Here is a 14,717-nt window from a genome sequence, read left to right on the forward strand (position 1 = left end):
CGGGGATCTGGGGCAGGCGGTTCAGCAGCTCAAGCAGGAGCCGGGCAAGGGGCTGCTCACGGGCGGCGTGACGCTCCCGCTGGCGTTGGCGGAGCTGGGATTGATCGATGAGTACGAGATCGTGGTGCATCCCAGACTGGCGGGCCACGGGCCGACGTTGTTCGCGGGGCTATCGAAGTATGTTGATTTGAAGCTCGTGAGCCGACTGGAATTCGGCTCGGGGGCGGTGGCGCTGCGGTATGAGCCGAAAAGGTAGCCATCAACTCAACTGAGCAATGGCAGGAAGCAGTGCTTGCCGAAATCGCTGTCTGAGGCAACCGACTGTCAACCTGAAGAACCGATTCGTTTTCAAGAACCATGCAACCAGACCTGAATAGCCTGCGCATAGACAAGTCGCTAAAGACCAGCACCCAGCCACCCGGCGTGGCCGGCATATCCCGCTGGGCCAAATGGTGGATCATCGGCGGCGTGCTGCTCTTCGTACTGCTTGGCGCGGCACGTTTTATTTACAGCAGGGCGAACGCGGCGCTTGAAGTCGAGGTCGCCCGCGCCACCAAAACCACCAGCAACGCGACCAACACCGGCAGCGTCATTCTCAGCGCCACCGGTTACATCGTCGCGCACCACAAGATTCAAGTCGCCTCGAAAGTCGTCGGCAAAGTCGCCTGGATCGGTGTCGAAAAAGGCAACCGCGTGCAGCAGGGCCAAGTCATCGCGCGACTCGAAGACGACGAATACCGCGCGCAGTTGCAACAATCCAAAGGCAAACTGGCCGCGCTCGAAGCGCGCCTGCTGGAGTTGAATAACGGTTCGCGCCCCGAAGAGATCGAAGTCGCCCGCGCCAACCTCGAACGCGAACGCGCCGATCTGGCCAACGCCAAAATCAGCCTGGATCGCATGCAACAGTTGCTGAAAGACCAGGTGATGTCGCAGCAGAATTACGATGACGCCAAATCGCGTTACGACGCACAGGCCGCGCGCGTGAACTCGCTGGAAAAGACCTTTCAACTGGTCAAAATCGGCCCACGCCAGGAACAGCTTGCCCAAGTGCGCGGCGAGATCGAACAAGTCAAAGGCGAGGTCGCCTTCGCTGAAACGCAACTCGCCAACACCATCATCCGCGCCCCAATTCGCGGCACCATTCTCGAACGCATCGTCGAGCGCGGCGAATTCGTCACCACCGGCTTTGTCGGCGACCGTGGCGCCAAAGGCTATGTCGTCTCAATGGCCGACCTCGACGATTTGCAGGTCGAACTGGACATCGTCCAAACCGATTTCGCCAAGCTTGGCCCGCGCCAGCGCGGCACGATTCGCACCGATGCCTATCGCGACCGCTCGTACCAGGGCTATATCGAAGAGATCGCGCCCGAAGCCAATCGCCAAAAAGCCACCGTGCAAGTCAAAGTCAAAGTCGAAAACCCCGATGGCGATTTGCGGCCCGACATGAACGCCAGTGTGGATTTCATCGCCGATGCACCGACGGCTAACGCGGTGAAAGAACCTGCGAAACCGGCGGTCTATGTTCCAGCTACGGCGGTGCGCGATGGTGCAGTGTTTGTTCACCTGAACGGCCAAGCCGTGCGGCGCGTGATTAAAACCGGCGCGACGACTTCGCAAGGCGTGCGCGTGGAAGAAGGTTTAATCGGCGGTGAGGAAGTCATTCTCAACCCGCCCGCAGAACTCAAAGACGGAGGCAAAGTCAAAATCAAATGAGCGACAACGGCAACAACAGCATCAATAACATTGTCATCGAAGCCCGCAACCTGACTAAGGAATTCATCCGCGCCGAGTTTCACGTCGTCGCGCTCAAAGATGCGAACCTGCAGATCAGCCAGGGCGATTTCGTCGCGCTGATGGGGCCATCCGGCTCCGGCAAATCTACGCTGCTGCATCTGATGGCGGCGATGGACAGGCCGACCGGCGGTGACATCACCGTCTTCGGCCAAAACCTGAAAGCTCTCAACGACGCCGAAATCGCGCGCTGGCGCAACGCCCACATCGGCTTTGTCTTTCAATCCTTCAATCTGATTCCGGTGCTGACGGCGCTCGAAAACGTCGAACTGCCATTGAAACTGACCAAGTTGAACAAAGCGCAACGCCGCGAACACGCTGTGCGCGCGCTGGAACTGGTGGGTCTGGGCGACCGCCTGAGCCACACGCCACGCCAGCTTTCGGGCGGCCAGGAACAACGCGTCGCCATCGCCCGCGCCATCGTCACCGACCCCGACGTAATCCTAGCCGACGAACCGACCGGCAATCTGGACGCCGCTTCAGCGCGCGAAGCATTGACGTTATTGGGCCGCTTGAACAAGGAGTTTGGCAAAACGATTGTGATGGTGACGCACGATCCATTAGCGGCGAAGGCTGCGTCGCATGTGCGGTATTTGGAAAAAGGGACGTTGTTGCCGGAGGGGCAGAAGCCGGAGGATTGAGATCATCCTGGTGTGGGGCAAGCATTACCCACATCTTTTCTCTTTGCGCCAGAGGCGCAACGGAGCTTAGCCGGTGGTGGAACCACCGAAAAGCCCGTTGCTATTGCCTTTGCGCCCCGGCAGGGGCGCGGGACCGAAGCTCGTTCCCGGTGGTTCCACCACCGGCTAAGCTCCACCGCCCTTTCAGGGCGAAAAGCAGAAATCGTCAAACGCAAAAAATGTGGGTAATGACAAGGCTGACATCTTGCCCCACAGTTCAAAGCTATTCCTTGTCACCTGCTGTTTCGTCGTCTTCACCAGTCTCTTCCTCATCCTCCCAATCTTCGTCATCGTCAAAATCCATGCCTGGCGATAAGCTCATACCGCCAAACGTATCCAGCAGCATCAGGTAATCGTAGCCGCCCGGGCCGCAATGCTGTTCCAAGGTCTGAAGGATTTGCTTCTGACGCGCCAGCGTGTCGTTGGGGCCATTTACATAAAACGGCTTCCCGTCCTTGCCGAACTCAAACTGCTCTGTGCATTCCGCCGAATCAATCGCGCCGAAAATCTGTTTTGCATCTTCGTAGTCGGGATGCGGCGGCACCCCCGCGCTTTGCGCATAGGCTACGCTGTCTTCAATCAGTTTGCGGAAATAGGCGGGCGCGACTGGTTGCGGGTCTTCTTGCACGCGCATGCCTTCGAGAAACTGGTCATATTCATAGGGAAACACAATCCGCACAAAAACATCCTTGACGCCCAGACAGTAGGTATCCACCAAAAAAGCGCCGATGGCGAGTTCACCGCTTTCGAGTTGGCGGCTGATCAACAAGTTTCCAATACCTGCCTGAAACAGCCCCGCTGGCACCAGGCATTGGTGAATCGGCGCGGCAGCAATGCGCGCCAGCCGATTGGCGTCCTTGAGCAGGTGATAAACCACAGCCATCTTTTGCCGCGCGGCCTTCGCCAGTTCGTTGCGGCGTTTTTTCTTTTTGGCAAGCTTCTGCTGCCGCTTCTTTTCGTTCAGAGCGATCGTTGTTCCCCTTTCAAATTCGGTTTGATTAACTGTAGGGCATGCGTAATTCGGCTGGCCTGTATACCTTTAAGCAAAGCATTCTCCATTCTTCATGCTCAATTCTTCATTCTGAGGCAGAGGCAACACTGGCTCAAGACCTCTTTGCCTAAGAATGGGGAATTAGAGCGGTTTGCAATTGCGTTTACGGGAACGCGTTGTACCGGGACAGTACCGCGCGCGTGAGCAAGCGGCGCCTGGGCGACTCAGCCAATGGCGTCAGCTTGACGCGCCGCTTGCTCACGCGCGCGGTACTGTCCCGCTGCGCGGCTTTTTGCCATACACCGAAGTGAAAACCGATCTAAGAATTGAGAATGGCAGCGGCCCAATACTAACAAGGCGCACACTCTCTGATTAGCCGTTATCTACGGCTTCGCATCCATCCAATTCTTCCCTACCCCGATTTCCACTACCAACGGCACCGCCAATTGCGCCGCCCCTTCCATCGCCGCTTTGACGACGGCGCTGGTTTGCTCGACTTCGGCGACGGGCACTTCAAATACGAGTTCGTCGTGCACTTGCAAGATCATGAGCGCTGACAACTTGGCGCGGCGCAAAGCCTCTGCCGTTTGGATCATCGCCAGTTTGACGATGTCGGAGGCGGAACCTTGCATGGGCATGTTGACGGCTTCGCGTTCGGCGCGGGCACGCAGATTACCGTTGCGGTTGGACAGATCGGGCAGGCGGCGCAGGCGGCCATAAATCGAGCGCGCGATGTTGTTATCCTGGCGCGCCCGTTCGGGGAATTCATCCATAAAGCGTTTCACGCCTTTGTAGGTCGCGTAGTAATCCTCGATCACCTTCTTCGCCTCGGCGCGCGAGATGCCGACGCGCTGCGCCAGGCCGAACGCGCCGATGACGTAAGCAATGCCGAAGTTGACGATCTTCGCCACGCGGCGTTTCTCTTTCAATTCTGCGGGCGTTTTGGCTTTGAAGACCTCGCGCGCCGTGCGGGTGTGGATGTCCTCGCCCGTGCGGAAGGCTTCGAGCATCACGGGGTCTTGGGTGACGTGAGCCAGCAGGCGCAATTCGATCTGCGAATAATCCGCTGACAAAATCACACAGCCATCCGCCGGGATGAACGCGCGGCGGATGCGGCGGCCCAGTTCGGTGCGAATCGGGATGTTTTGCAGGTTGGGGTCGGTCGAAGACAGGCGGCCTGTCGCGGCGATGGTTTGATTGAGCGTCGTATGGACACGCCCGATGGCCGGATCAATCAACAAAGGCAAGGCGTCAACATACGTGCCTTTGAGCTTGATAATCTCGCGGTGTTCGATGACGAGGCGCGGCAGTTCGTATTTCTCAGCCAGTTCGTCCAGCACATCGCGGCTGGTCGAAATTTTGCCGGTCTTGGTGCGTTGCGAAACTTCAAAATTCAGTTCTTCAAAAATGTCGCCCAGTTGCGTGGGCGAACCGATGTTGAACTCGCGTCCGGCCAGTTGATAAATCTGCGCGGACAGGCGTTCGAGTTCGACATCCATAAATTGCGCGATGTCTTTGAGTACGGCAGTGTCTACGCGAAACCCGGCGCGCTCCATGTCGTAAAGAATCGGCACGACCGGCAAATCAATCTCGCGGTAAACCTCGCCCAGTTTGTCGGCTTCGATCCTGGCGTTGAGCAGATCGCACACGCGGCCCGTCAGATCGGCGGCTTGCGCAACGGGCAATTCGGCGTGCGGCAAAGCCTGTCCGCCACCGTAATGCGTCAACAAATCCAGCAACTCGTATTTTGTGCGTTCGGGATCGAGCAGATAAGCCTGCAACAACGTGTCGTCGTTGACGGCTTCGGGCGTGATGCCGAGCGGGGCGAAGAGATGCAGCGCGTGCTTCCAATCGTGCGTGGCCTTTTCGATCAAGCCGTTGTCGAAGGCTTCGCGCAACAGCGTCGCGGCCTCGGCGCGGTCATCGCACGCCGCCAGATCAAAATAATCCGCCGTATTCGGCGCGAGCGAGAATGCCACGCCCGCCAGTTGCGGCTTGCCGTTCGCGCCTTTCTCTTCGCTCAAGGCAAAGGCGAAGCGGTCGGCGTTGTAAAGTGTTTTGACGTATTTGCGCAGTTGTTCAACGGTGTTGAACGTGCGGTAGTGAATCTCTGGCTCTTTCGGTTTCGCCACCGTCCCATCCGCCGTCGCCGCCTCACTCGCCGCTTGCGCGCCCGCCGCAAACTCGCGTGTCAGTTGGCCGAATTCCAATTCGCTAAACAGCGCGTAAGCTTTCGCCACATCGGGTGGTTCCAACACCAGCGCATCCAGATCGAGTTCGATGGGCGCGTTGACTTCGACGCGGGCCAGTTCGCGCGACATGCGAATCTGCTCGGCGTTGTCGCGCAACGATTCGCGATAGGTCTTGCGCTTGACCTGCTCCCAACCGGCCAGCGCGTCTTCGATGTGGCTGAACTGTTCCAGCAAACCAATCGCGCCCTTTTCGCCGATGCCGGGCGCGCCAGGGATGCCATCCACTGCATCGCCCATCAGGCCCAGCCAATCCACCACCTGATCGGGACGCACACCGAGCTTGGCCTTGACCCCGGCTTCGTCGAGGAAGATTTCGCCGAGCTTGCTGTCTACGCGCAGGATCGTGATGTCGGGGTCGCGCACCAGTTGGCAGAGGTCTTTGTCGTTGGTGACGATGACGGCTTGCAGGCCCGCCGCGACGGCCTTGTGCGCCAGCGTGCCCATAATGTCGTCGGCTTCGTAACGCGGCAGCTTGATCATCGGCACGCGCAACACTTCGCACACGCGATCCATGTACGGCAGTTGCGACACCAAATCGGTCGGCATATCAGGCCGATGCGCCTTGTACGCGGCAAACTGCTCGTGCCGGAAGGTTTTCTCGATCGTATCGAGCGCGACGCCCAGATAATCGGGTTTATAGACCGTCACCAAGCGCCGCAACATCACGGTGAACCCATAAATCGCATTGGTCGGCATCCCCTTCGAGTTCGACAGGCCACGAATGGCGTAGAACGCGCGAAAGATGTTCGACATTCCATCAACGAGGAAAAGACGTTTTTTGTCTGGCATGCGCGGGATTATCGGTGAGGGTTCTGGCAGGGTCAATGCGTGGCTTTTGAAGGGAGGCGTGTTGTCGCGTGTCTCAATTCCCTGAGCCGAACGCTACAGTTAGCGCTACAGCCAAATCGCTGAAGAGATTATCTTCCCAACGGCACCCACTCTTTGCCCAGGGTTGCAGCGGACTCAGTTGCCCATTGCCAACTGAACCCTTCGGCTGTGACATTGCCGCCACTCAACCCAGCGCGCCGATTTGTTGCAGCACCGTTGCCGCATCGAAATAGACGCGCTCGCTGGCGACTTTGTGATCGGCATCGAAGGTGAAGATGGCGCAGAGGGGAACTTCAATCGCGCGCCCCGTGGCCGCAATGCCCTGCCATGCGCCCGCGTGTTTGGCGCGAAACAGCATCTCCACCGTGACGCTGTCATCGCCCACGTATTGCTGCTTCACTTCGAGTTGAATGTCGGCGAAGCTGCCTTGCTGGCCGAAGCCAAAGCCATCATATAAACCACGGACGACTTCATAACCGGCGGCTTCCATCCCGTTCAGCGCGAAGCCGGGCTGCGCGCTGAACGTTGCCATAATGGCGTCCAGGTCGTGCTGGCATTCCGCTTCCAGATGCGCTTGTACACGCTGCAACCGCGCGTCGCGTCGTGTTTGAACTGCTGTGCTCATGCAGGTTTTCCTTTCCGCACCTTGTGCGTAACCAACCTTCAACTACTCTTTCCCAAATGCTTCAACCACGCGACTGCGGTTTCGGCGGGATTCGGGTTTCATTTCGGCTTGTCATTTTGAAGAGAAACAGCGAGTGAGGCTATTTCCCGGCCAGGATACGGAGCAGCCGCACAAGCTGGATTCACGTTTGTGCGCAAGAGCTATCTACCAGCATGAAAAAGAGTGCGCGGGCTGTGTTTAATAAGGCGGTTCGGCCGGCCCCTCGTAACCGCACTGCCCCATGCGCGGCGAATTGCACGGCGGAATCGGCTCGCCATATTGATCGTGCGGATGCGTTTCGGCGTGCTCGTGACAAAGCGCGCCCCAAACTTCATCTTCGATCAAGCATTCCTGGCAAAGTTGCGTGGCAGGCGCGCCGCAATCAATGCACGGCGTCTCTGGCAACACATTGCGCACCAACAGCGCGATGGGATGTTTGGTCGTCGGCTGGCCCACGCGCGTGCCAATAGCTTTGAGCTTCGTTTCGGTCTCAGTGCCAAAATCGTAAATGTGCGTCACTTCCACGTCGGGCTTAAAGACCTGCTCAATGCGCCGCGTCTTGGCAATCTCCTGCCCGCCCCAGCCGCCAATAGAAAACTGGCTCATGTGCCCACAGCATTCCAGCCAGATTTCGCGCAAGTAATGATCCAGGTCTTTGAGCGTCGCCGACCCGCGCACTTCCAAATCCAGCCAGAACTGTTTCTGGTACGGGTTCTCGGCGCGCAGATGATAGAGCGTCTCGCTCACGCCCTTTTTCTTTTCGGCGGCGGCAGTGACGGCCTGGCGTTTGGCGCAAGCGGCGAGGTGTTTGGCGACAGTGTTCTTCGCCAGCACCTCACCGCAGTATTCGCATTTGCCTTTCGGTATTTTTGCACGGGGCATGATGTTGTCCTTTCAAATACACAAGGGGCAAATAAACACGTGCTCAGACACGTACCCAAGACTTCGGCCAATCATCAAAAGCGGCCACCTCCTCGCCATTCACAAGCAATGTATAAAGATTCTCTTCAGGAAAATCGTTGAGGCGAAGCACACATTTCTTACCGCCTAACTCTGCCATAAAAGGGTACTCAGGGTCGGTGCCTCTTACCCAAACAACTTCCTCTGCCAGCCAAGTTTGTGCTTTGACCATTTCTTGCACTGTGACAGCCATAACGACTCCTTTACTTTCAGAAACCAAACTTCTTGTTCACCCCTTCGTTCGTCCGATACGAACCAGCGATGAGCGCCTCATAGAGCGCGTCGCCCGCCAGCCCAGCCTCTTTGCCACGTTCGACGAGATACTCAAAAGCCGGGCCGTCAGGATTGCCGTATTTTGCCACATCACGCGCCCGCAATAACTCGACTTCCACTGCGTCAGCCATCAATGCCCGCGCGGCGATGCGCGCTTCGTGCCGGATACGCCAAGCAGCTTCTGCCCGTTCCAGCGCAGTAAGCCCTTGCTGTACCCATTGCTCATTCAACGCCGGGATCGGGGCCACGCGATTCAAATACCCACTGGCGCACTTCCGCGTTGGTCATCTGTTTGCCGCTCATTGGACGCTTGTCAAAACTTCCTGCTTCAACACTGACAACGGCTTCTTCGCCGTCCAGCCATCCGGCAAATCGCCGCAATCCTCGCGCAGGTACTGCCACTGATTCGGGCGAACGGTCGCCAGCAGTTCTTTGCGCGACTTACTCTTGATTGGTTTGCCGACGTAAATCTTGCCCAGCTTCGCCATTACGCTTTCGGGCAGCGCGCCCGCGAAATTGAACAGCGGCCAGGTGAAGTTCGGCCCGTTGAGCTTGCGCAGCTTCCACGCCCACAACCCCAGCGCGCCGGTGCGCCAGGCAATCGGCCCCCACCAGCTATAAAGCCCGTGGCGCAGGTTGAATTTCCAGCACTTCATCAACAACTGCCATTGCAACGCCGAGAGCTTCGTCGTTTCGGCCACGCCCATCTTGTCCTGCATACGCGTGTCGTGCAGCGGCGTGAATATCGAAGGCACCAGAAACGCGAACAACCCGCGCCGTTCCATCTCGTAAACCAGATCAAGCGTTGCCTTCACATCATCGTCGCTCTCTTCGGGCGCGCCGACGATCAGCGTCATCACGGGGAACCAGTTGTTTTGATTCAGCGTGCGCAAGCCTTCCAGGATCACGCTCGGCCATTCGTCAATCGGGAAGGGCACGCCTTTGCTGGGCATGATCTTCTTGCCCATGCGCACGGAGCCGGTCTCCAATCCGATCAACGGCGCGAGGATTTTCTTTTTCGGATGCGAACTGAGCGTGGGCAAATGCAGCGGGCTTTTATCCAGCAGCATCTCCGAGAGCTTCTGAATCAGCACCGGATCAACCACCGCCGGGGCCATCGTGCAATGGCTCAAGACGTGCTGTTCGACGCCGGGCGTGTTGACGATGGAACCATACAGATCGAGCAGCGCCTCGCGATTCGGGAAATAAAACGGCGTCTCGGTGTGCACCTGGCCCCAGATGAACATGTCTTCGGTGGCGAGGCTGATTTGTTTGTTGCCGCCTTCGATGTTGGCGTGGACGGCGGTCATGATGTTGTCTTTGGGCATGTCAATCTGCGGGTTCAGATCGGGCACGCAGAACTGACAGCGGCGTCCGCAACCGGTGGTCATTTCGACTACGCCAAAGGTCGTGCGTTTGTGCGGCACGAGGAAGGCGCTGCGGTCTTTGGGATGCGCGACTTCGACTTCGCGCGGAATCGGTTCGCCGTCAATCGCTTTGCGAAAGAGCGCCATCGTGTCTTCCGATTCGGCGCGCCCCTCGACGACGCAATCCACGCCTAGTTCTTCAAAAGTATTGGTCTGGGTGATCTGCCAGCCGCCGGAACCGCCGACCAGCACTTTGAAATTGGCGCGGTGCGGATTGCCTTTGATTTGCGCGAACATCTGGCGCGCGTAATGCGAATTGATCGGCATCTTCGAGGTGCCGAAAATCGAAGTGTAAACGCCCGCCGCAAAGGTCACACCCAGCGGGTTATGCGTCGAGACGGCCACCACGCGCGTGTTCGGCCCGATGAAGTTATCCAGGTCAGCGGGGTAACAACAGGCGATGTCTTCCGGCGGATATTCGCGCAAGAGCGACTCTTCGACCAGGCGCGTGCCGGCGGGCATGTAACGCGCCGAACCATCGTCGTTATATTCGACGTCGCGCCAGTTCGGATACTTGCTGTTCATCACGCCTTCCATCCAAATGGGCATAGAAGCCATGCCCATCTGGATGAAATAGCCGGCGTGATCAATCGCTTCGGTAAGCGGTGCGGTCAACACAATCTTGTAGCCGCCTTCTTTCACCGGCGCTGACGCCATGCTGGTCGGGTGATGTCCATTGCCGTTGCCGTTCTTGCTTTCGGGGTTGCTCATAAATTCATTCTCCTGATGGTTGGGACTGCATTATTGCTGTTCGTATAGGGCTGCCGCTGTTTGCGCAGCCCGGATTCGGGCCGTTTCTCTGGCGATTAATTCTTCACGAAACTGGCGCTCTTCGGCCAGCATTTCTTCGTGTTCCTGTTGGCGTTGCGTTTCTTTCTTAACCTTGTCGTTAAGATGGCGCTGCCCTTTGATGTCGGAATTTTGCAGGCTGTCCGCCCAACCACGCAATTGGCGCGCGATGTTTTCGGCCAACAATTTCAAATTCGAGCTTTGAGCTTTGAGATTCGTAAAGTTCGGCAAGTGTTCTAAGAGACATAACATCGAACGGACTTCGCCTGCCGAACCGCGTGCGATGTAAATAAAGTTCAGCAACTCATTCGTCGTCCCGCGCTCAAAGCCTTCGGCGATGTTGTTGGAGACAGACACTGCGGCGCGTTGAAGCTGATCGCGCAAACTGCCCTGCCCTTTGAACGCTTCGTGCTCGGTCAGCGCGTAGACTTTAACACCAAGCTGAATGGCGGCTTTCCACACGGGCAAGTCTTCAAATCGTTGATATGTCATTCGAGAGCCTCCTCACTTAGTTGTAGCTGATCCCACGTATGAGCCTACGTAAAAGCTGTCTTCTTTCAATCTCAAATTTGAAATCTGAGATTTGAAATGAAGCCCCGTCATTTAACTCGTCATTCAATCAACTCATCCGATCTCTGAATTGCTCAGTCATCACTTTCGATCAATCAGCGGCCTGCACGTGTACAAGAACGGCTGCCAGTTCACATTTCCAATCCCGAATTTCCAATCCCAAATCTCAAATTTGAAATTACGAGTTCCCTGTCACTTCCCAGGTTGCACCAACCCCAACACTGTCTCTTTCACCTGCGCCCAGGCTGCCGCCTGCGGATCAACCAATTCAAAATGCCCGGCTTTCTCAATCAATAACAGTCGCACGTCATCGCCTTTTTGTTTGGCGCGCTCGACGTATTCGGTCGCCATGGCGGTGGGGATAATGCGATCACTATCGCCTTGCACAATTACTTGTCGCAGGTGCAACGGCAAGCGGGTGAGCGGCGAAGCCAAATCATACAAGTGGGCGTTCTCTTGCGCTGAGCCATGCATCAACTTGGGCACTTCGGCATCGCACGCCGTGCCCGTGCGGCGCAAATCGGTGATGCCTGCCAGCGTTACCACACCACGCAAGGACAGCGGCGGCGTAGCCGCGCCGCGTTGGCGCGCGCCGGCCAACAGCGCCAGATGCCCGCCCGCCGAATGGCCCAGCGCCACCACGCGCTGCAAATCGAGCGGATAAGTCTGGGCCAGCGTGCGCACGTAATCCACCCCTTGCGCCACGTCGGCGAAGGTGTTTGGCCACGCGCCCTCTTTGTCGCCGATGCGCCGGTATTCCAGATTCCAGGTAGCGATGCCCGCATGAGCCAGATCGGCGCTCAAATGACCCATGTACCCCAGGCCATATTCCGCCAGCCAGCAGCCGCCGTGAATGACGACCGCGACGGGATAGGGCGGTTTGAATTTGTCGCCTTTGGGCAAACGCAACTCGCCGAATTGCAGCGGGTCGCTGCCGTAAGCCAGCTTCTTGTCATAGGGCGGCGGCGGCTCGGTCAAAATCGCGCGCGAATTGCGCGGCTGTTGGGAAACAAAACCCAGCACCGTGACTGCGCACAGCACGAGCGTGAGGGGGAGTAAGGATGTCCGGTTTAGTTTCAACATTGTTCGGTTCAGGTGTGATGTGGCGCGATTCTTACCACGGCACCGACAATTTCAGCAAGAATCGCGCGTCAGTATTGTTGCTTCTTCTTTTTCTTCTTCTTGCCCTCCGGTTCGACCGGCTCTTTCACCAAAGGTTTGGGTGCCCTGGGCGCGGGTTGCGGAGCGACAAAGCGCTTGGCCGGCAGTTTGCCGCCGCCTGTGGCGACGGCGCGTTTAGCCACTGGGGCCGGCGCGGGAATGACGCTGGCTTGCGCCAAGGCTGGCTTGCTTTCGGGCGCGACCTCGTGGATAGCGACCGCCAGTCCCATCGCCTTGCCGATGTCCGACCAGCGATACACGACCAAGCGGTAATTGCATTGATCGGCGATGGCGATATACGTCTCGCCGCTCGCAGCATCGTGATAACTGGCAATCGAATCGGGCGAGCAAAAATAGCCGGGCGGATTGGCTTGCCCCGGTAGGATCGTGCCGAGCTTCACCTGTTTCTGCAATTCGGTATTGGTTTTGTCTTCGAAGTCCACCTGCGGCGCATGACCGAAAAAGCCCTGATAACCACTGGGCCGTTGCGGTCGCGGCGCGGCGTAACCCACCAAGTCAGTATTGAAGGCGTCAGCGCGCGCCAGATCGAAGACTTGAATGTGCCCTGCGCTTTCATCCACGGCCAGCAAATGATTTTGCGCCAGACTTAGGCCTTCGACTGAGCCGAAGAAAACATGTTTGCCCGCCGGTTTTTCCGCCGCATCCGCGCTCGCGCCGACAAAGCGATGCTTGTACGCGCCGGTCTCCCAATCAAACACGTCAATCACCGCGTCCTTCTCGCTGGCGATGAAGAGATTGCCGGACGCCTCATCAATCGCGATGCCTTCGCAACCGTGCAAGTAGGTGTCGCCGTCGGCGCGCTTCTGTTCAAAGGTGAAGGTCTTGTCAGGCTTGTTGTCGGGGCCGAAGCGGCGCACGTCGTTGCGGTGGGCGTCCACCACGTAAACGCGCCCGCGCGAATCAATCGCAATACCGCCCAGTTTCTTGAAGCCCTGTTCGCCAAAGCGCGTGCCTTTGAATTGGTAATCATAAGGGCCGAACGGTTTGCCTTTCTCATTCAACTCACCCGGTTGCGGCGGCACAAAAACATAAGCCAGGTTGAGCGATTGGTCGGTGATATAAACCGCTCCGCTGGGCGCGACGGCGATGTCCACAATCTCGCCGCCAAAGACGCCGTGGCCGAATTCGCCCAGATGCGCGCCGGTTTTAACATCCCACACCTGCACGCGGCGATTCTTGGCGTCGGTGGCGAAAAGCAAGCCGGTCGGGCCGAAACCCACGCCATCCGGTTTATCAAAATCCGAAGCCGCTTTGCCGGGATGACCGCTGCCCAAGGCCAGATAGGGCGCGACCTCTATGCGCCACATCGTGCGTTGCTGATCTTTCTCTACTTCAGCGGTGTCAGCGCCGCTCAAATGCGGATGACCGTACTTGCCGCCGTCATTGTCCGGGGCAGCTCCGGACGGCACCGCTGCCGCAGTCTTCTTCCCTGGGGTGTCTTCAGCCGGCGTCATGTAACTGCGATATGCCCAAACACCTGCCACCAACGCGAGCAGCGCCACCAGCGCGCCACCGCCCAACAACCAAGGCAGCGCTTTCCCGGATTTTTGTGCGGGCGCGGCCTGTCCATAGACGGACGGCCCCGATGGCGGCGGCCCAGACGCAGCTTGAGACACAGCTTGAGACACAGCCTGGGGCGCGGGCCTCACGCGCGGTTGTGGCGCAGGCGCAGGCGCAGGCGCAGGCGCAGGCGCGGGCGGGTTAGCCGGCTGTGACAAATGCGCCAGCGGATGCGCGGGCGGAAAGTTCGGCGCGGGCGCGCCCGCATTGGGCGGTGGAGCCACGCCCAGTGGTACCGTCGCGGCAGGCCCGGAGTTGTAAAGCAGCGGTTCGGTGTCGGGCACATAATCAAAGTGCAATTCCGGCCCGCCATTGCCACAGCGCAAAACGTCGCCGGGTCTAAGCGCCACCGTGCCCGTGATGCGATGGCCATTGACGAATGTCCCATTGCGGCTGTTGAGATCGGTGACGAAAATTTGCGGCGGCGTCGCGGCGCTACGCGTGAGTTTGAGATGTTGGCGGCCCACCATCGAATCCGTCTCAGCGAAGCTGATGTTGGCTGCGGGGTCACGTCCGATGGTGACCTCGGTGTATTGGCTGAGCGGAAATTCTTCCACCTGCCCGGCCTTTGATCCGCTCAGATGTTTGAGCACAATGCGTTCCATAATGACCTCCTATGATGAGTTGTCTACTCCGAGGTGGTTGTTAGCCCTCGGCGAGGACGAAATGGGGGAAGTCTGCGAACACCCATTTGTTCTTCAGCGTCCGGTAGATCACCCCCAGGAACTTGCGCGCCGTCGCGATAATCGC

General features: G+C 58.1%; 14 protein-coding genes. 3 read left to right on the forward strand and 11 right to left on the reverse strand.

Annotation, left to right across the window (positions count from 1 at the left end; all coding sequences use genetic code 11):
- From HY011_27730 to HY011_27740, 3 genes are all read left to right on the forward strand, one after another.
- On the forward strand, window positions 1-256 hold a 256-nt coding region (locus HY011_27730; protein ID MBI3426737.1), incomplete at its 5' end, for a dihydrofolate reductase family protein.
- Window positions 257-357: 101 nt separating this feature from the next.
- On the forward strand, window positions 358-1,713 hold the full coding sequence (locus tag HY011_27735; protein MBI3426738.1) for an efflux RND transporter periplasmic adaptor subunit: 1,356 nt from the start codon (window positions 358-360) through the stop codon (window positions 1,711-1,713).
- The gene (locus tag HY011_27740) at window positions 1,710-2,432 is read left to right on the forward strand and encodes an ABC transporter ATP-binding protein (protein ID MBI3426739.1); all 723 of its coding nucleotides are present in this window, start codon (window positions 1,710-1,712) and stop codon (window positions 2,430-2,432) included. The genes HY011_27735 and HY011_27740 overlap by 4 nt, the downstream gene beginning before the upstream one ends.
- A 262-nt stretch (window positions 2,433-2,694) precedes the next feature.
- On the opposite strand, the gene HY011_27745 is transcribed toward HY011_27740, so the two are convergent.
- From HY011_27745 to HY011_27795, 11 genes are all read right to left on the reverse strand, one after another.
- Window positions 2,695-3,354 carry a hypothetical protein gene (locus HY011_27745; GenBank protein MBI3426740.1) on the reverse strand — a complete coding sequence of 220 codons (660 nt, stop codon included), beginning with the start codon at window positions 3,352-3,354 and terminating at the stop codon, window positions 2,695-2,697.
- A 491-nt stretch (window positions 3,355-3,845) separates the two neighbouring features.
- Window positions 3,846-6,503 carry a DNA polymerase I gene (polA, locus tag HY011_27750; GenBank protein MBI3426741.1) on the reverse strand — a complete coding sequence of 886 codons (2,658 nt, stop codon included), beginning with the start codon at window positions 6,501-6,503 and terminating at the stop codon, window positions 3,846-3,848.
- 223 nt (window positions 6,504-6,726) lie between these two features.
- Window positions 6,727-7,167, reverse strand: coding sequence for an ester cyclase (locus HY011_27755; protein ID MBI3426742.1), 441 nt, complete (start codon window positions 7,165-7,167; stop codon window positions 6,727-6,729).
- A gap of 237 nt (window positions 7,168-7,404) precedes the next feature.
- Window positions 7,405-8,088 carry a hypothetical protein gene (locus tag HY011_27760; protein ID MBI3426743.1) on the reverse strand — a complete coding sequence of 228 codons (684 nt, stop codon included), beginning with the start codon at window positions 8,086-8,088 and terminating at the stop codon, window positions 7,405-7,407.
- A 43-nt stretch (window positions 8,089-8,131) separates the two neighbouring features.
- The gene (locus HY011_27765; protein MBI3426744.1) at window positions 8,132-8,338 is read right to left on the reverse strand and encodes a hypothetical protein; all 207 of its coding nucleotides are present in this window, start codon (window positions 8,336-8,338) and stop codon (window positions 8,132-8,134) included.
- Window positions 8,339-8,375: 37 nt separating this feature from the next.
- A complete protein-coding gene (locus HY011_27770; GenBank protein ID MBI3426745.1) occupies window positions 8,376-8,696 on the reverse strand; it encodes a hypothetical protein in 321 nt (106 codons plus the stop codon).
- A 42-nt stretch (window positions 8,697-8,738) separates the two neighbouring features.
- Window positions 8,739-10,577: a B12-binding domain-containing radical SAM protein gene (locus tag HY011_27775; protein ID MBI3426746.1), complete on the reverse strand. Its 1,839-nt coding sequence runs from the start codon at window positions 10,575-10,577 to the stop codon at window positions 8,739-8,741.
- Window positions 10,578-10,607: 30 nt separating this feature from the next.
- Entirely contained in the window at window positions 10,608-11,147 is a 540-nt protein-coding gene (locus HY011_27780) for a four helix bundle protein (GenBank protein MBI3426747.1), read from the reverse strand.
- 270 nt (window positions 11,148-11,417) lie between these two features.
- Window positions 11,418-12,308, reverse strand: a complete 891-nt coding sequence (locus HY011_27785) for an alpha/beta hydrolase (protein MBI3426748.1) — start codon at window positions 12,306-12,308, stop codon at window positions 11,418-11,420.
- Window positions 12,309-12,376: 68 nt separating this feature from the next.
- On the reverse strand, window positions 12,377-14,572 hold the full coding sequence (locus HY011_27790) for an FHA domain-containing protein (GenBank protein ID MBI3426749.1): 2,196 nt from the start codon (window positions 14,570-14,572) through the stop codon (window positions 12,377-12,379).
- 40 nt (window positions 14,573-14,612) lie between these two features.
- On the reverse strand, window positions 14,613-14,717 hold a 105-nt coding region (locus HY011_27795; GenBank protein ID MBI3426750.1), incomplete at its 5' end, for an IS110 family transposase.

It is taken from the genome of Acidobacteriota bacterium (assembly GCA_016196035.1).
In the GTDB taxonomy this organism is placed as follows: domain Bacteria; phylum Acidobacteriota; class Blastocatellia; order RBC074; family RBC074; genus JACPYM01.